Below are 16,615 nucleotides of genomic sequence, written 5' to 3' on the forward strand. Positions count from 1 at the left end.
TGGTCACGCCGCCGCTGCTTGTGCCTTCAAATACTCATCCGCCGACACCACGCCCGCATACCCAAACGCCAGTGACGCCATATACGCGCCATGCACCTGCGCGGCCGGGATCACTTGCCCGTTGAATTCCTGATCGCGGGTGGCACAAGCGTCATGAATCACCGTGACCTTGTAGCCCAGGTCCGCTGCGGCACGCACCACGGCGTCGACGCACATATGGCTCATGCTGCCGACCACCACCAGTTCGGTGATGCTGCGTTGTTCCAGCAGGGCGCGCAGATTGGTTTCACGAAACGCGTTCACAAAGTGTTTAAGCACCACGGGCTCATCGCGTTGGTTCAGTACCTTCGGATGCAGGTGTGCGCCTTCGGACCCGGGCGTGAAGAACGGTGCCTCTTCGGACGTGAATTCATGGCGCACATGAATCACTGCATCCCCCGCCTGGCGAAACGCCTTGAGTACTTGCGCAGCCTTGTCCGCTGCAGCTTCTACGCCATCCAGCGGCCACTTGCCCTGAGGGAAGTAGTCGTTCTGGATATCGATTAGGATGAGCGCTTGCTTGGCCATGGGTATTGCCTCGTGATGGGTTGATGGGCCCAGTATCTTAGCTGGCGCCGACGCCGGGGATTGGCTGCACCGACAATAACAGGGGGAAAACTGACAATGGCGGTTGTTGAGCTGGGTGTGTTGATCTACCAAGGGGCGCAATTGGCCGCCGTGCATGGCCTGACCGACCTGTTCGGCGTGGCCAACCGGATCGCCGCCGAGCATCAGTCGGCACAACTGCCGCTGCTGCGGATCAGCCATTGGCACGTGGATGCCGATGGTCACCCGACACGGGTATTCGATAGCCACCCAGGCCCCGAGCAACCGATGATGGCCGTGCTGGTGCCACCGTCGATTGGTGTGTTCACCGATGAACAGTCGCCGCCTGCGCTGTTGGCGTGGCTTCGTCAGCAGCACGCGACGGGCACAGTGCTGGGCGGCGTGTGCATCGGCTCGATCATGCTGGCGCGCAGCGGCTTGCTGGATGGGCGCAGCGCTACCACCCATTGGTCTTCCGCCAAGTCTTTTGCCGCGCAGTACCCGGCCGTGCGCCTGGAAGCGGATAAACCCATCGTCGATGACGGTGACCTGATCACCACCGCCGGGCTGATGGCCTGGTCAGAGCTGGGCCTGCGTCTGGTTGACCGCCTGATGGGGCCGAGTATCGCTGCCGACACCGCGCGGTTTTTGGTCATTGAACACAGCGACAGCGCGAGCCAGTGCGGCAGCAACTTTGCGCCGATCCTCGGCCATGGCGACGTGGCGATTCTCAAAGTCCAGCATTGGTTGCAAGCCAGCGGCGCGGTGGAGGTGTCCGTGGCGGCCATGGCGCAAGAGGCGGGGCTGGAGGCACGCACTTTCCTGCGGCGCTTTCGCGGCGCCACCGGCTTGAAACCCACCGAATACTGCCAGCACCTGCGGGTGGGCAAGGCGCGGCAGATGTTGGAATTCACCAACGGCACCATTGACCATATTGCCTGGACCGTGGGCTATCAGGACCCCAGCGCCTTTCGCGCCACCTTCAAGAAAATCACCGGCCTGGCGCCCAGCGATTACCGCAGCCGTTTTGGCGTGTGAATCGTGCAGAACGCCGCGCATTTGAGGCGTCGTCGTGCAGAATAAAACAGGCCAACTGCCATCGGTTTTTCAGTAACTGCTTGATTTCAAATCGCTTGCGCTCACAGCTGTTTTGGCCTGATCCCTGCAGCCTTCCTGATACACACATGGCGGGAAGGCCAAGGGGGATGCATGACCCCAACACAACGCAGGAAATGGGTGGTCGCTCACTCCACACGAGCGGGCGCACCCCAGCATGAGGTCGACACCAATCACAGCCTGGCCCGCTGGCTGGCGCAGATCCTGGGGCTTAAATTCGATGGCAGCTACGACCCGCGAAAACATGCTGGCCGGGAGCTTTATCTGCTACCCACTCAAACCCTGGTGGGCCCGGCGCAAGCTCTCGCGCTCAACATCAAAGGCCCCGAAGACCTGTGGGGCGGCTATGTCGATCACGACTTCATCTGCACCAAAGCCATCAGCCATGGTTTGCTGAGCCCTGAAGCCATCGCGCCCGAAGGATGGTCGCCGTTGTTCTGTGAGCGGGTAAGAACAGTCGTGTTGGATGGCCTCAGTGTGTTTTCGCTCGAAGACGCTTTACCCGCCGCCGCCCATTTGCTCGACGACGGGCCCATCCGCCTGAAACCGGTGCACGCCTGCGCCGGACGCGGCCAGGAAGTTATCCACAGCCTCGATGCCTTCAAGGCCGTTCTCGTCCGACCCGACGCCGCGCAGTTGTTCAACGACGGCGTGGTGCTGGAGCAAGATCTGCGCGACGTGGTCACCCATAGCGTGGGCCAGAGTTTTATCGGCGATCACGTATTCAGCTACTGCGGGCAGCAATACCTGACCGAGGACGGGCAGGGCGAAAGCGTCTATGGCGGCTCCGACTTGCTGGTCGTTCCGGGTTATTACGAAGATTTGCTTGAACTCGATCTGCCCGACGACGTACGACTGGCCATCGAGCAAGCGCAAATCTTCGACACGGCGGCAGATGAAGCCTACCCCGGCTTCTACGCGTCCCGGCGCAACTACGACATCGCTCAAGGCCTGGATAGCCACGGCCAGCGCCGCAGTGGCGTGCTCGAACAATCCTGGCGCATGGGCGGCGCCAGCAGCGCGGAGGTCGCGGCGCTGCAAAGCTTCATCAATCACCCGGGTCTTAACGCCATTCATGTGTCCTCGGTAGAAACCTATGTGGACCAGGCGCTGCCAGCGGATGCCATTGAGGTGTATCGCGGCCCCGCAGAAAACAGTGACTTTCTTCTCAAGTACGTGACGGTCAAATCTTATGACGGCTAGAAGTGAAACCATTTCCATCGACATCGACGACGAACAAATGAGCGGCACCTTCCTGAGCCCCAAATCCAAAGTACCGGGCGTGTTGTTTGTGCACGGTTGGGGCGGTAGCCAGGAGCGGGATCTGGAACGGGCCAAAGGCATCGCCGGCCTTGGCTGTGTGTGCCTCACTTTCGACCTGCGCGGCCACGCCGGTACCGGCATTCCATTGAACCGCGTCACCCGCGAAGACAACCTGCGCGACCTGCTGGCGGCCTACGACCGGCTGCTCGCCCACCCGGCCATCGACACCTCGGCGGTGGCGGTCGTGGGCACCAGTTATGGCGGTTACCTCGCCGCCATCCTCACCTCGTTGCGCCCGGTACGCTGGCTGGCGCTGCGCGTGCCGGCGCTGTACCGCGATCAGGAATGGCTCAAGCCCAAGCGCGACCTGGATAAGGTCGATTTGATGGATTACCGCAGCACCCTGGTGCACGCCGAGACCAATCGCGCATTACACGCCTGCGCGGCGTTTACCGGTGATGTGCTGATCGTCGAATCGGAAACCGACGACCACGTGCCCCATGCCACCATCATGAGCTACCGCGCGGCGTGCCAGCAGACGCACTCCCTGACGCACCGCATCATTGATGGCGCTGACCATTCCCTCAGCGATCCGGTGTCCCAGCAGGCTTACACCTCAATCCTGGTCGACTGGATTACCGAGATGGTGGTCGGCGAGCGGTTGAGCATCATCCAGTCCCAGTAGCCCGTTCAGGCGGGTGTTTTCTTTACCCGCAACGCCTTGGCCTTGGCTTCTACACCCACGTACATCACCAAGGCGATCAGCAGCGGGCAGATGAAGTAGATCGCCCGGTACGCGATCAGCCCCGCCAGCAAACTGCCCCGCGACGCCTCATGTTGCAGCAGCCCGATAAACACCGCTTCCAGTACCCCAAGCCCCGCCGGAATATGGGTGAGCACACCGGCAATCGCGCTGATCAGCAACACCCCAAGTACCAGCGGATAGTCCAACTTGGCGGGCAGCAGGGTAAAAATCACCGCCGCCATCAGCGACCAGTTCAACGCGCCCAACGCCAGTTGCAAACAGGCCATGCGCAGCGACGGCAGGTTGATCTCAATGCCGCGGATCGACCACGCGCGTTTTTTCGAAAACTGGCAGGCGGCCAGGTAGCCGAGGCTGGCCAACACCAGCAACACGCCCACCCCTTGCAACGCGCCGCTGCTCAGTTTCCAGCCCGGCGGCATGGTCACCAGCCCGCTGCTGAAAACCGCGCCGGCCAACGCCATGTAGCCAAACCAATTGGTGGCCAGGCTCAGGCCGAGAATCTTGGCGATATTGCTGCTGCTCACCCCCAGCCGCGAATACAGCCGATAGCGCATGGCGATGCCGCCAACCCACGCGCTGAGGTTGAGGTTGAACGCATAACTGATAATCCCTACCGGCAAGATCTGCTTCCAGCGCAACGGCTGGCGGATGTAGGTGCGGCCGATCAGGTCGAAACAGGCGTAGACGATAAAGCTGCACAGGGTCAACGCGCCCGCGATCAGCAAGGTGCGCAGTTTGAACTCACCGAGTGTCTGGACCACCTCGCTCCAGTCAATCCGGCGGGCGAGCAGGGTGAATAGCACGATCAGCAGCAGGAAGAAGACGATGGTCAGTGGCTTCTTCCAACGCTTGAAACGATCAGCTGTCATGGCGCTGGCCCTCATGCACGAAGGGTTTCAAACGTGGCTTGTGTGCCGGCAACCAGCCGGTCAGCGCGGGGAAGTGGCGCATTACATGGAACACCAGAAAGCCGACGGTCAATCGCCACAACCACAGGCGTGGCTTGCGGTTTTCCGGGATGGTCTGGCAGTGATTCTGACTGAGTGCTTGCAGGCGCTCGTACAGTTGCTGATTAAACGCGCGGTCGCGAATCAACACATTGGCTTCCAGGTTCAGCGCCAGGCTCAGCGGGTCGAGGTTGCTCGAACCCACCGTGCTCCACTCGTCATCCACCAGCGCGACCTTGCCGTGCAGCGGGCGCTGGCAGTATTCGTGAATCACCACGCCGTCCTTGAGCAGATAGTCGTAGAGCATGCGCGCCGCCAGCTTGGCCAGCAGTACGTCGGGTTGGCCCTGCATGATCAATTGCACCTGCACACCACGGCGCGCCGCGTTGCGGATTTCCCGCAGCAGGCGGTAGCCGGGGAAGAAATACGCGTTGGCGATCACGGCTCGGTGTCGGGCCTTGCTCAAGGCGTGGATATACGCTTCTTCGATGTCGTCACGGTGTTGCAGGTTGTCGCGGTAGATCAGGCGCACCAGGCCGTCGCCATGCTCGTTCGACCACGCTGAAGGCCGTTGCTGGCGCCGCCGCCAACCGCGCCGCGTGCGCACCTGACGGCCACTTTGCGCCAGGGCAAAGTGATGCAGATCGGCCACCGCCGGGCCAGTGATTTGCACCGCGTAATCCTGTTTGGCCTCGGGGCCGAAATCCCCCAAGTGATCGGCAGAGAAGTTGATCCCGCCGATAAACCCCACCGTGGCGTCCACCACCACAATCTTGCGGTGCAGGCGGCGGAACCAGTTGGTGCGAATGCCCAGGGTCTTGGACGCGGGATCGAACATCTGCACCGTCACCCCAGCCTCGGCCAGTTCACCGAGAAACGCCGGGCTCAGCTCGCCGCAGCCAAAACCATCCAGGCTGACCACCACCTTGACCCCACTCTGCGCGGCCTCGATCAGGATGCCTTGCAGCTCATGGCCGACCTTGTCTTCGAAGAGGATGAAGGTCTCCAGCAGGATCTCGCGCCGGGCCTGGCGCATCGCTTCGAAGACCTTGGGAAAGTACGCTTCGCCGTTTTCCAGCAACTCGACCTGATTGCCGCTTTGCCAGCCGTAGTCCAGGTCGCGGGCCTTGGTTTCATCCGGCGGTTGGTCGGTGGAAATGTGCTCGACGGCAATGTTCATAGCTCAATCTCCACCGACAGCGGTACATGGTCTGACAGATGCGACCACGGCCGGGTGGTCAGCACCTTGGGGTTGTGCACCTTTACGTTACGCACGTAAATGCGATCCAGCGCCAGCAATGGCAGGCGAGCTGGAAAGGTGCGCGCCGGTTTGCCAAGGGCGTGCACAAACACCTCGGTGAGGCCGCTTTGGCTCAGGTCGGCACGCTGGCGCCAGTCGTTGAAATCGCCGGCGACCACCAGTGGTGCATCGGCGGGAATCTCGCGGATGCGCTGCTCCAGCAAACGCAATTGCTGCTGGCGATGCACCTCGCGCAAGCCCAGGTGAATACAGATCGCATGCACTTCCTGCCCGTTGCCCGGCAGGCGCAACACGCAATGCAGCAAACCACGGTTTTCATGGCCGCTTTGGGAGATGTCGAGGTTGTCGTAGCTCACGATCTGGAATTTCGACAGCAACGCATTGCCGTGATCGCCATGGGGATACACCGCGTTGCGCCCGTAAGCAAACTGCGGCCAGATGCTGTCGGCCAGAAACTCGTATTGCGGCATGTTCGGCCAGTCGCTGTAGCGCTGCGGATGGCGCTCGTGGGTGCCGTGGATTTCCTGCAGGAACACCATGTCCGCGCCCACACTGCGCACCGCTTCGCGCAGCTCGGGCAGGATGAAGCGTCGGTTCAGGGCCGTGAAGCCCTTGTGGATATTGACCGTCAGCACCGTAAAGCGCGTGATGGCGACGCTGGGGGTTACGGGCACCCAGTCTGGGATCGCAGTCATGTGTATTCCTGTGAAGAGTGGCGCAATGCTTCATGTAAGGGCTGACTGCCGGTGGCTGGAGAAAGTTTCGAGCGTCCTACGGACGGTTCTGGAGGACGCATAGAGTTACAAATGCTGTTGAATTGCCATCAGTGACGTGATCCAATCCCGCGCTATCTACCCCATTCAACGATTGTGCAGGGCCTGTTCATGGATGATGCAGTTGGCGCTTTTCTGGCGCTGGCAGTGGGTCGGCGGCTCTTTTCATGAAGGCCGGAACCCATCAAGTGAATACCTCCTTTACCCGAAAAATCAGCCTGCTTGCCGGCGCCGTGGCGCTCAGCGGCTGCGCGACGCTTAACGATGCGGGCAAAAACTACGGCACGGCCATTGGTTGCGCCGGGGGTGCATTGCTCGGCGCCGGCTTGACGTACGCGATCACCGGCGACGCCAAAAAGGCCATCGTCGGCGGCGGCGTGGGCGCGGCGGCCGGTTGTGTGGCGGGCAACTTGTGGCAGAACCGCTTGCAGGAACTGGAGCGGATTGCCAAAGAAGAGAACCTGAACATTCAGGTGCAAACCCTGCAAAGCCAGGACGTGGCTACCGGCACCACCCGAGCCCCTGCGCCGACCGAGGCGGGCATCGTCGCCCAGGTGCAGGATGAAGGCATGTTCGCCACCGGCAGCGCGCAGTTGAGCACCAACGGTCAGCGCCAGGTGCGCAAGCTGGCCGCCGCGTTTGCGCCCAAGCAGGGCCAGAACAGCCAAGCGGCGATTCTGGTCGTCGGCCACACCGACGCCACCGGCAGCGCCGCCACCAACCAGCGATTGTCCGAGCAGCGCGCCCGCGCTGTGGCGTCGATCCTGGCCGAGCAAGGCATCGCGCCGCAGCGCATGTTCTTCCAGGGCGCGGGGGCTTCGCGGCCGATCGCCGACAACAGCGACGTGCAGCAACGCGGCAAGAACCGTCGGGTTGAGATCGTTGAAGTGACCGACCGCAACATGCTGGTCAAGCGCGTCAACGCCGAACAGAACAACTCCAAATACCTCACGCACGGCACCTCGACCGAGCCCGTGCGTACCGTCGCCAGCGCGCCGAAAAACAAGCCTGCCGTCACAACCAAACCGGCTGCCCAGAGCCAACCCGCTGACGCCGGCACCGCGCTGGTCGACTTCGGTGGCACGCCTGCCAGCGACACGCGCTGGACCCTGGCCCAAGGCATCGCGCCGAAAAAGGCCGGCTTCGCCCTGGTCAGCAGTGCCCACGCCAGCGACCTGCCCAACAGCAGTTGCGAGGCCGACCGCCCGCGTGAAACCGGCAAAGTGTTCAACCTCGCCAGTGGCAAGGCGCTCGACACCCAAGTCACCACCGAATACCTGCCGGGCTACAACAACCGCGTGTGGGCCAACGTAGTCAATGGCCACCTGGTGACGCTGTCGCCGGTTTCGATCCTGCGCGATGGCGCCAGTGTCGACCGCCAGCCCTTCATCGAAGTGGTCAAGGATTACAAAGAGGGCAACCGCAAATCGATCAAGAGCAAAGCCGTGGCCAACACCTACGAAGGTGAGGAACTGGTGCTCTATCGCGTATTCATCCAAGACCCCAAGGCACCGGTGTCGTGTATCGACGTGGTGTTCAGCAAGAAAAACTCCGAAGCCACGGACGGTGCGTTGTTCTACCCGCGCAGCCGTGAAGCTTTCACTACCCGTTTCGTGCCGATTCGCGCGTAAGACTCAAGGACATACACCATGGAAGACTTCAGCTTCAATGCGCTGACGGCCCTGCTCTGGGCAAACAAACTAATCACCGGCCTGGTGATCTCCACATTGCTGGCGGCCATCCTGATTCAAGCGTATTGGGACAAGGTGGGTTATTTCGTCATGCGTGTGTGGCACGGCGTGCCTGTGATCGGCAAGGTGGCGCGCTTGTCCAAGCAGAGCCTGATGCTTGACGCCCACGGCTGGCCGAAATCCGAAAGCGAGCTGTGCGACGCGTACTACTCGCGCTATGAAAAAATCGGCGCGGAAGATGTCGATTTCTTCAACAAGAGCGAATCCTACCTGCGCACCATCGGTGAGCGCGGGCGCCGCGAGCGGCCGTTCTGGGTGTTTGCCCTGATCTTTATGCTGATCATGTTCGAGGCCGTGGGTTTCGCCTACGTGCTGGTGCCCTTTATCAACCAGAACCTGTCGGCCAACGATCAAAGCTGGATGGGCTGGTTGTTCGCCTTCTTGCTGGCGGTCGCCTCGGCGATCCTGGCCGAAGTCACTGGCCGCGCCGCGCACAAGAACGCGCTGATCAGCAAGGCGCGGCACTGGTGGGAAAACGACAGCGACAGCGACCGCCCGAACCAGCTCAAGGAGTTGCCGGGCATCGGCATCAAACACACCGACAGCGATAAAGACGGCAAGGACTACAACCGCATCCTGGCGCGCATCAACACCAACCACACCGTGACGCCGAGCCGTGGCTGGATGATCACCACCGGTATCTGGATCGCGATTATCGCGATCGCCGCGTTCGGTATCCGCACCATGCAGCTCAAAAGCATCGAGACCGAAATGGTCGGCAGCCCCCATGCCTTTGCCCAGCAAAATTACGACTCGGCCAGCCCGTTCGAACTGCCGGCCGATTCGGCGGCGATCAACGATCAGGCCGACAAGCAAACCCTGACCGACAAGATGGACGCGATCCGCAAAGCCTCGCTGATCACCTTCATTGTGCTATCGGTGATCTACATCGCGATCCAGATCACCAGCATCTGGCTGGCGTCGATCTTCGGGTTTGCCGGGGTCGAATCCAAGACCGCCTGGGAACACACCCACAAATTTTCCAGCGGCGAAGCCCTGGAAAACTGGATGCAGAGCCAGCGCGTGGAAATTGCCTCCCATGCCGATCACAAACTGAGCAAGTTGCAGCTCAAGCTCGCCGGGCGCACCACCACCAACGCCCAGCAGCAGGCGGCGTTGACCACGGCGCACAATCGCAGCTTCGAGACCTTCGTAGCACGCAAACAGGCGTTGCCGGGCAATCCGCAACCGGTGGCCAAACCCGTCAGTGTTCCGGTTGCACCTGCTGCACCGGTGGTAGCGGAAGTCGCGGCTCCAGTTCCAGCTCCTGTAGCAGCCCCCGTGCAGACGCCGGTTGCTGCCTCGGAGGGTCTCGATGCCCTGCGCGGCAAGGACCTGACGGCCTACAGCGAAGAACAATTGGCAACGATCAGTCGTGTCAAAGGCCATGCACTGGAAGATGTGCTGGCGCTGCGTGCCGAACAGCAATTGCTTAAAGACTTTGACGCCACAGGTGCCTGAATGATGATCCCGCGCTTTTTCTGTGCCCTGTTGCTGGCGCCCTTGATGGCGATGGCAGGCGAGCGCAATGACATTCCGGATTGCTACCCCTACGCCAAGGTCGCCGAGTTTCGGCCCGTGGCCGCGGGGCGCGAGTTGACAGTGATCATCGATCAAACGATCCCGATGCCCGAAGTCATTCAGAAGTCCACCTGGGCCCAGATTCAGCGCTTTGTACAACCGGGCGACAAGGTCCGGCTGTACAGCTTCTCGGCGTTTCTGCCGGGGCAGTTCATGCAGTTGCGCTTTGCCGGTGAACTCAACCAGGGCATCGACGAGAAGGTCCGCGAGCGGGTCGGTATGCAATCGCTGCGCACCTTCGACACCTGCCTTGCCGAGCAGCGCAGCTTTTTCAACAAGACCTTTGGCAAGGTGTTTGTGACCACGCTGCGTGAAGCGTCCGAAGACATTGCACGCAGTGAGATCTTCCAGTCGTTGCGTGATATCGGCAACGACCTGGGCCAGCAACCGGCCCAGGAACGTGTGGTGTTGTTGATTTCCGACATGCTGGAAAACAGCGATTTCGGCAGCTTCTACGCCAACAACCGGATTCGTGACCTGCAACCCGACGCCGAGCTCAAGCGTGTGGCCGACAAGGGTCTGTTCGCCGACCTGCAGGGCGCGCGCGTCTATGTGGCCGGAGCGGCGCTGGTGACCAAGGACGTCAAGCAGGCGTATCGTTCCGGCAAGACTATCCAAGCGTTGGAAGGCTTCTGGAAAGGCTATTTCGCTGGTTCCAACGCGCAGTTGGTAGCGTTTGGCGCGCCGAGCCTGAATGTCGACCTGAAGTGAACCATCCTCGCTGAAACCCGTCAGTTCCTTACAGACCCTTCTGTAAGGAGCCCGGTGTTTTGCTCAATCTCAAGACTGCTTTACTGCTGGGTGCGCTGCTGTGTTGCGGCAGTGGCGCACTGCACGCCGCGGCGGCGGCGCCTGAACCCGAGGCGCCGGCCAAGCCGGAGTTGCTGGTAGAAGGCGGTCTGCTGGGTGCGATCAGCTCCAGCATCGACGACGTGCAGGACAAGCTCGACCTCAACCAAAACCTGATCGACGCCTGGCGCCTGCGTGCGGACAGGGCGGCGGATGAAGTAGGGCGGTTGGTTAACCAAACGTCAGAACGTTCGCCGTGGACTGTGGCCGGAAATTTCCTGCTGCTGTCCGGGGTGTGGGTCGGCGCGTTTACCGTACTGACGCTGCTGGGGCGGTTTATCGTGCAGCGCCTGGGGCGACGGTCATTTGTTGCACAGCGCAAGCGCCTGCACGCGGTGCTCGGGTATGTGGTGCCCTACACGATCCCGGCGCTGATCTGCCTGCCGCTGACCCTTTATGTCAGTCACTTTCTGCCCACTTCAGTGGGGCGTGCGCTGGCGCTGTGTTTTGCCTATGCCACCAGCAGCGGCATTTTTTCCACGTCGATGCTGTTGTGCGTCATTGTCATGTTCAACGTCGGTCACAAGCGCCCGGCAGTGCAGATTATTCGCGATTATTGCCCCAAGCCGCTGTTCTTGATCGGCTTCCTCGCCGCCCTCAGCGATGCCCTGACCAGCCCACAAATCGCCCGTCAACTGGGCGGTAATATCACCAGCAGCATCGCGGTGTTTACCGGGCTGTTCGCGGCAGTGATCTTCGGCGTGCTGGTGGTGCGCCTGCGTCGGCCGGTCGCCCACCTGATCCGCAATCGGCCTCTGGCTCAGCGCCTTAAACACCCGGCGCTGCAGCAATCGTTGCGGGTGTTTTCCGGCTTGTGGTACTGGCCGATTCTGTTGATGGTGCTGGTCTCGGCCATCAACTTGATCGGTGCCGGTGACGATAACCAGAAAGCCCTGCGTTGCGCGCTGTTCACCACGATTCTGCTGATTGGCACCGTGTTCCTGAGTACCGTGCTGCAACACCTGTTCAAGTCTCGCAGCCAGGTGGCGATCCAGCGCAGCAGCGCCTACAAGGAACGTTTCCTCAGTCTGTTGCACGCGATCCTGCGCATCGTCATGGCCATCGCCTTTATCGAAATCCTCGGGCGGATCTGGGGTGTGTCGTTGTTCGAGTTTGCCCAGCGCAACTCGATAGGGCGGGCGATCAGCGACTCTTTGAGCAGCATCGGCCTGATCCTGCTGATGACGTGGCTGTTCTGGGTGGTGCTCGACACTGCGATCCAGGAAGCGCTGAAACCGCCAGTGAACAAACGCTCCAACCGCCAGCCGAGCACGCGGGTGAAAACCATCCTGCCGCTGGTGCGTAATGCGGTGAAGATCATTCTGGTGGTCATCTGCGCGATCACCACCATGGCCAACCTGGGCATCAATGTCGCACCGCTGCTGGCGGGTGCCGGTGTGGTCGGCCTGGCCATTGGTTTCGGCTCACAGCAACTGGTGCAGGATGTGATCACCGGGTTGTTCATCATCATTGAGGACACGCTGTCCATCGGCGACTGGGTGGTGCTTGACTCCGGCCATGCCGGTACCGTCGAGGGCCTGACCATCCGCACCCTGCGCCTGCGCGACGGCAAGGGTTTTGTGCATTCGGTGCCGTTCGGGCAGATCAAGGCTGTCACCAATCAGTCGCGGCAATTTGCCTATGCGTTCTTCTCGGTGCAGTTCACCTACGACACCGATGTGGACAAGGCCGTGGAGTTGATTCGTGAAGCTGGTCAGGCGATCCGCGACGATGTGTTCCTCAAGTACAACCTGCAAGGGCCGCTGGAGGTGTTTGGTGTCGACAAGATGGACCTCAATGGGGTGGTGCTCACGGCGCAGTTCCGCACAGTGTCGGGTGGGCAATATGCTGTCAGTCGTGCCTTTAATCAGCGTCTGAAAAAGCTTGTGGATAACTGCCCCGAGGTGCACTTCGCGCAGACTTATCCACAGCAGGTCATGGTGCCTCAGCGTACGGCGCTGGAGCACGCGCCGGCAGAGCCCGATGTCAAGACACTTAATCCGTGACGGTTGCGCTACAAACCCGCAAAATGCAACGATTCTGGCAACTGCCAGCGGCAAGGCCCATGGGCCTGCCGACCATAGCCAACGTTCCAAACAGACCGGGCCTGCTCAATCTATGCGAATGCGCCTTATGTTACTGGGCGGCGGGAATGCCCTCGGGCAGGCGCTGATTCGCCTCGGTGCAGAGGAAGACATCGGTTTCCTCGCACCCAAACCGCCCCAAGACGGCTGGGATGCCGCGAGCCTCACCCAATTGCTCGACGACACCCGTCCCGATGCCTTGATCAATCTCGCCTACTACTTCGACTGGTTCCAGGCCGAAGCCGTCAGCGAAACCCGTTTAGCTTCCCAGGAGTTCGCCATCGAACGCCTGGCCGAACTGTGCCAACACCACAACATCACCTTGCTCCAACCGTCCAGCTACCGCGTATTCGATGGCTCCCGTGCCACCGCCTACAGCGAAAAGGACGAGCCGGTGCCCCTGGGCCTGCGCGGCCAGGCGTTGTGGCGTATCGAACAGAGTGTGCGCGCCACGTGCCCGCAGCATGTGTTGCTGCGCTTTGGCTGGCTGCTGGATGACAGCGTTGATGGCACTCTCGGGCGCTTCCTGGCCCGGGCCGAGAACACCGACGAGTTGCTGATGGCGGATGACCGACGCGGTAACCCGACGCCGGTGGATGATGCGGCGCGGGTGATCATTTCAGTGCTCAAGCAACTCGATTGCGCGGCGCCGCTGTGGGGTACTTACCACTACGCTGGCCAGGAGGCCACCACGCCGCTGGCGCTGGGCCAGGCGATTCTGACCGAAGCACGCAATTTCCACCCGTTGGCGGTTGAATCACCCACCGCCCAGGCCCACGCGGCCCGGCCGGACGCGGCGGATGAGCCGCAACACGCGGTGCTGGCCTGCAAGAAAATCCTGCATACCTTTGGCATCAAGCCACGGGCGTGGCGAGCGGGGTTGCCGGCGTTGCTAGACCGGTTCTACCGCCACAGCTGAATCCAACACAAAACCCAAATGTAGGAGGGGGCTTGCCCCCGATAGCAGAGTGCCAGTCAACAGATTCGTTGGCTGATCCACCGCTATCGGGGGCCAGCCCCCTCCCAAATGTGTTATGTGATGTTGCTTAGAACTTGTAACCGATACCCACCATGTAAACCATCGGGTCGACGTCCACATTGACCTTGGCACGTGTGCCCGGCGCTACGGCGTTGTTTTCCACGGTCGCCTTGGTGCTGATGTCGATGTAGCGCGCCTGGGCGTTGATCATCCATTTGTCGTTGATCATGTAGTCCGCGCCGATCTGCGCAGCCCAACCCCACGAGTTCTCAGCCTTGAAGTTGCTGAAGCCAGCCCCTTGGGCACGGCTGCCTACGTGTTCATCGTAGATCCAGGTGTAGTTGATACCGGCACCGACGTACGGCTGGAAGGCGGATTTGTTGTCCAGCGGGTAGTACACGACGCTCAGGGTCGGCGGCAGGTGTTTCAGGGTGCCGAGCTTGCCATTGGCGGCGCCGAGGGCGGTGCCCTTGATCTTCACGTCGTGCTCGAACGGCGTGGCGGCCAGCAGTTCGATACCTACGTGATTGGTCAGCATGTAGGCGAAGTTGAGGCCCAGCTGGGTGTCGCTGCTCATGGTCGCCTTGCCGCCCAGATTGGCGCCGGCCAGCGGGCCCTGGTCAACCTTGACGGTGCTGCTGTCGGCCTTCGGGTTCACGGTGATAGCACCGGCGCGAACCAGAATGTCGCCCGCTTCGTGAGCGTGGGCAAGGGGGGCGACGAGGGCGAGCGCGAAGAGGGACGCGCCGAGCAGAGACTTGTTCATGGGAGCTCCAAAGGACGTTTAAAAGTTGTACGTCCAATGGTAAAGATCGTTCCGTCTGGTCTGTTGACTCAGCTCAATGAAAGGGCGATCAGGGTTATTCCTGCAGCTCGTACATGTAAATCTTCTCGGCCTCCATCTGGTAACCGGCGTCGGCCAGTTCGCTGGTAGACGGCTTGACCTGCATCGCGCCTTCAATCCAGTACGGCTGGTACAACTCATCGAGTTTTACGCCGACTTCGCTTTTCACATGCACGATCTGGTTCGACGGCGGCGGCGGTACGTGGATGCACGCGCCGAAATACGGCACCAGCAAAAACTCGGTGGTGCGGCCTTCCTCACTGACTTCCAACGGCACGATATAGCCCGGCAGGCGGATGTGCTGGCCATTGAGGCTCTGCACCACCGGCGCATTGGGCAAGTCCTGCTTGGCCGCGGGCGCGGCTTCGACGGCCAGGGCGTCGGCCATGTTCGACAGGTCATGCAGCGGTTTCATATTGGGGACTTCCGGCGGCGCGTCCGGCGGAATCATCTCTTGCCAGGACAAATCCTTGGGCTGCTCATCCGCCCAGGCCGGAACGACCACCAGCAACAACAGTGCGAACAGGGCACGACGCATCGAAGCCTTCCTCATAAACGTATGGACAGGCCATCGGCCAAGGATTGTCGGTAGGCGCGCCAGGCCGGCACGCTACCCATCAACAGCGCAGCAGCCAGGATACCGGCGAGCAGGGTCCATTCATATTCGCTTGGCCATGACATCGGCAGGTCCAGCCCGTAATTGGCCTGCAAATACCCGCGCGACGCGGCGATGCACACATACAGCAGGCCCACGCCTGCGATCACGCCGGACAGGGCCAGGGCGAAGGCTTCGAAGATCAGCAACGTCGCGATATGCCACGGCCGTGCACCCACCGAGCGCAGGATCGCCATTTCGCGGCGGCGTTCGTTAAGGCTGGTGAGGATCGCCGTGAGCATGCCGATCAAGCCGGTCAGCACCACGAACAGCGAGATCACGAACAGCGCTTTTTCGGCGGTGCCCATCATGCTCCACAGTTCTTGCAACGCCACGCCCGGCAAGATCGCCAGCATCGGCTCGCCACGGAATTCATTGATCTCCCGTTGCAGGGCGAAAGTGGAAATCTTGTTGTTCAGGCCAAGCATAAAGGCGGTGATGGCCTGCGGAGTCAGGTCCATGTTGCGCGCCTGGTCGGCGCTGATACGGCCTTTACCCTGGGCCGGTACGCCGTTGTGCCAGTCGATATGGATCGCTTCCATGCCGCCCAGGCTGATGTGCAACGTGCGGTCCACCGGCGTGCCGGTTCGTTTGAGAATACCGACCACGGTGAACGGTTTGTCATCGTGTTTCACCAGGCTGACCACCGCCACGCCATGGGCCAGTACCAGCTTGTCGCCGAGCTTGTAATGCAGGGCATCGGCCACCTCGGCGCCGAGCACCACTTCGAACGGGTCGGTGGCAAAGGCACGGCCACTGGCGAGTTCGAGGTTTTGCTTGCGGCCGTACTGATAGTGCTCGAAGTAGGATTCGTTGGTGCCCATCACCCGGTAGCCGCGATGGGAGTCGCCGAGGGAAATCGGGATCGCCCATTTGACCTGGGGGTTGGCGGCGAAGTGCTCGTAGCTGTCCCAGCGGATATTGTTGGTCGCGTTGCCGATGCGAAACACCGAATACAGCAGCAGGTTGACCGAGCCGGAACGCGCGCCGACGATCAGGTCGGTGCCGCTGATGGTGCTGGCGAAACTATTGCGTGCCTCAACGCGCACCCGTTCCACCGCGAGCAACAAGCAGACTGAAAGCGCGATGGCGAACGCGGTGAGGATCGCGGTAAAGCGGCGGTTAGCCAGGCTGGCCATGGCCAGACGAAACAAATACATC

General features: G+C 61.3%; 15 protein-coding genes. 8 read left to right on the forward strand and 7 right to left on the reverse strand.

From position 1 onward, the window contains the following. Positions 1-3: 3 nt before the first annotated feature. Complete coding sequence (locus EJD88_RS26525) at positions 4-567, reverse strand: cysteine hydrolase family protein (protein WP_112196879.1); 564 nt, start codon at positions 565-567, stop codon at positions 4-6. A gap of 96 nt (positions 568-663) precedes the next feature. Here EJD88_RS26525 and EJD88_RS26530 point away from each other — a divergent pair, with 96 nt between their 5' ends. The 3 genes from EJD88_RS26530 to EJD88_RS26540 all read left to right on the forward strand — a co-directional run bounded on the left by EJD88_RS26530 (position 664) and on the right by EJD88_RS26540 (position 3,649). Beyond that, the gene (locus EJD88_RS26530; protein ID WP_099584612.1) at positions 664-1,623 is read left to right on the forward strand and encodes a GlxA family transcriptional regulator; all 960 of its coding nucleotides are present in this window, start codon (positions 664-666) and stop codon (positions 1,621-1,623) included. 171 nt (positions 1,624-1,794) lie between these two features. Continuing rightward, positions 1,795-2,904, forward strand: a complete 1,110-nt coding sequence (locus tag EJD88_RS26535) for a DUF3182 family protein (RefSeq protein ID WP_158879349.1) — start codon at positions 1,795-1,797, stop codon at positions 2,902-2,904. Beyond that, positions 2,894-3,649, forward strand: a complete 756-nt coding sequence (locus EJD88_RS26540; RefSeq protein WP_099584614.1) for a S9 family peptidase — start codon at positions 2,894-2,896, stop codon at positions 3,647-3,649. The genes EJD88_RS26535 and EJD88_RS26540 overlap by 11 nt, the downstream gene beginning before the upstream one ends. Positions 3,650-3,654: 5 nt before the next feature. On the opposite strand, the gene EJD88_RS26545 is transcribed toward EJD88_RS26540, so the two are convergent. Genes EJD88_RS26545 through EJD88_RS26555 form a run of 3 tightly spaced genes read right to left on the reverse strand, consistent with a single transcriptional unit; the run spans position 3,655 to position 6,633 of the window. Beyond that, a complete protein-coding gene (locus tag EJD88_RS26545; protein ID WP_112196876.1) occupies positions 3,655-4,599 on the reverse strand; it encodes a lysylphosphatidylglycerol synthase domain-containing protein in 945 nt (314 codons plus the stop codon). Further along, positions 4,589-5,857, reverse strand: coding sequence for a cardiolipin synthase ClsB (gene clsB, locus EJD88_RS26550; protein ID WP_158879350.1), 1,269 nt, complete (start codon positions 5,855-5,857; stop codon positions 4,589-4,591). Before clsB ends, EJD88_RS26545 begins: the two co-directional genes overlap by 11 nt. After that, positions 5,854-6,633: an endonuclease/exonuclease/phosphatase family protein gene (locus EJD88_RS26555; protein WP_099584617.1), complete on the reverse strand. Its 780-nt coding sequence runs from the start codon at positions 6,631-6,633 to the stop codon at positions 5,854-5,856. Before EJD88_RS26555 ends, clsB begins: the two co-directional genes overlap by 4 nt. 266 nt (positions 6,634-6,899) lie before the next feature. Between EJD88_RS26555 and EJD88_RS26560 the strand changes: the two genes are divergently transcribed. The 5 genes from EJD88_RS26560 (at position 6,900) to EJD88_RS26580 (ending at position 13,895) form a co-directional block, all read left to right on the forward strand. Then, the gene (locus EJD88_RS26560; protein WP_198426410.1) at positions 6,900-8,342 is read left to right on the forward strand and encodes an OmpA family protein; all 1,443 of its coding nucleotides are present in this window, start codon (positions 6,900-6,902) and stop codon (positions 8,340-8,342) included. An 18-nt stretch (positions 8,343-8,360) separates the two neighbouring features. Next, positions 8,361-9,923: a hypothetical protein gene (locus EJD88_RS27060; protein ID WP_160385009.1), complete on the forward strand. Its 1,563-nt coding sequence runs from the start codon at positions 8,361-8,363 to the stop codon at positions 9,921-9,923. Continuing rightward, entirely contained in the window at positions 9,924-10,754 is an 831-nt protein-coding gene (locus tag EJD88_RS26570) for a hypothetical protein (protein ID WP_099584619.1), read from the forward strand. A 59-nt stretch (positions 10,755-10,813) separates the two neighbouring features. Then, positions 10,814-12,898 carry a mechanosensitive ion channel family protein gene (locus EJD88_RS26575; RefSeq protein WP_158879352.1) on the forward strand — a complete coding sequence of 695 codons (2,085 nt, stop codon included), beginning with the start codon at positions 10,814-10,816 and terminating at the stop codon, positions 12,896-12,898. Between the two features lie 112 nt (positions 12,899-13,010). Continuing rightward, positions 13,011-13,895 (forward strand): sugar nucleotide-binding protein, encoded by an 885-nt coding sequence (locus EJD88_RS26580; RefSeq protein ID WP_158879353.1) that lies wholly within the window; start codon positions 13,011-13,013, stop codon positions 13,893-13,895. A gap of 127 nt (positions 13,896-14,022) precedes the next feature. Here EJD88_RS26580 and EJD88_RS26585 read toward each other — a convergent pair whose 3' ends face one another. The 3 genes from EJD88_RS26585 to EJD88_RS26595 all read right to left on the reverse strand — a co-directional run bounded on the left by EJD88_RS26585 (position 14,023) and on the right by EJD88_RS26595 (position 16,614). Beyond that, a complete protein-coding gene (locus EJD88_RS26585; protein ID WP_099584622.1) occupies positions 14,023-14,721 on the reverse strand; it encodes an OmpW family protein in 699 nt (232 codons plus the stop codon). Positions 14,722-14,815: 94 nt separating this feature from the next. Further along, positions 14,816-15,337, reverse strand: a complete 522-nt coding sequence (locus EJD88_RS26590) for a DUF3299 domain-containing protein (RefSeq protein ID WP_099584623.1) — start codon at positions 15,335-15,337, stop codon at positions 14,816-14,818. Between the two features lie 11 nt (positions 15,338-15,348). Continuing rightward, the gene (locus tag EJD88_RS26595; protein ID WP_092358194.1) at positions 15,349-16,614 is read right to left on the reverse strand and encodes an ABC transporter permease; all 1,266 of its coding nucleotides are present in this window, start codon (positions 16,612-16,614) and stop codon (positions 15,349-15,351) included. Position 16,615: the final 1 nt, after the last annotated feature.

The organism is Pseudomonas sp. PB105, assembly GCF_009764655.1.
GTDB classification, from domain to species: domain Bacteria; phylum Pseudomonadota; class Gammaproteobacteria; order Pseudomonadales; family Pseudomonadaceae; genus Aquipseudomonas; species Aquipseudomonas cyclaminis.

Coding starts and splice junctions, on each gene's coding strand:
- EJD88_RS26525 (WP_112196879.1), bottom strand. CDS start 567: ATGGCCAAGCAAGCGCTCATCCTAATCGATATCCAGAACGACTACTTC.
- EJD88_RS26530 (WP_099584612.1), top strand. CDS start 664: ATGGCGGTTGTTGAGCTGGGTGTGTTGATCTACCAAGGGGCGCAATTG.
- EJD88_RS26535 (WP_158879349.1), top strand. CDS start 1,795: ATGACCCCAACACAACGCAGGAAATGGGTGGTCGCTCACTCCACACGA.
- EJD88_RS26540 (WP_099584614.1), top strand. CDS start 2,894: ATGACGGCTAGAAGTGAAACCATTTCCATCGACATCGACGACGAACAA.
- EJD88_RS26545 (WP_112196876.1), bottom strand. CDS start 4,599: ATGACAGCTGATCGTTTCAAGCGTTGGAAGAAGCCACTGACCATCGTC.
- clsB (WP_158879350.1), bottom strand. CDS start 5,857: ATGAACATTGCCGTCGAGCACATTTCCACCGACCAACCGCCGGATGAA.
- EJD88_RS26555 (WP_099584617.1), bottom strand. CDS start 6,633: ATGACTGCGATCCCAGACTGGGTGCCCGTAACCCCCAGCGTCGCCATC.
- EJD88_RS27060 (WP_160385009.1), top strand. CDS start 8,361: ATGGAAGACTTCAGCTTCAATGCGCTGACGGCCCTGCTCTGGGCAAAC.
- EJD88_RS26570 (WP_099584619.1), top strand. CDS start 9,924: ATGATGATCCCGCGCTTTTTCTGTGCCCTGTTGCTGGCGCCCTTGATG.
- EJD88_RS26580 (WP_158879353.1), top strand. CDS start 13,011: ATGCGAATGCGCCTTATGTTACTGGGCGGCGGGAATGCCCTCGGGCAG.
- EJD88_RS26585 (WP_099584622.1), bottom strand. CDS start 14,721: ATGAACAAGTCTCTGCTCGGCGCGTCCCTCTTCGCGCTCGCCCTCGTC.
- EJD88_RS26590 (WP_099584623.1), bottom strand. CDS start 15,337: ATGCGTCGTGCCCTGTTCGCACTGTTGTTGCTGGTGGTCGTTCCGGCC.
- EJD88_RS26595 (WP_092358194.1), bottom strand. CDS start 16,614: ATGTATTTGTTTCGTCTGGCCATGGCCAGCCTGGCTAACCGCCGCTTT.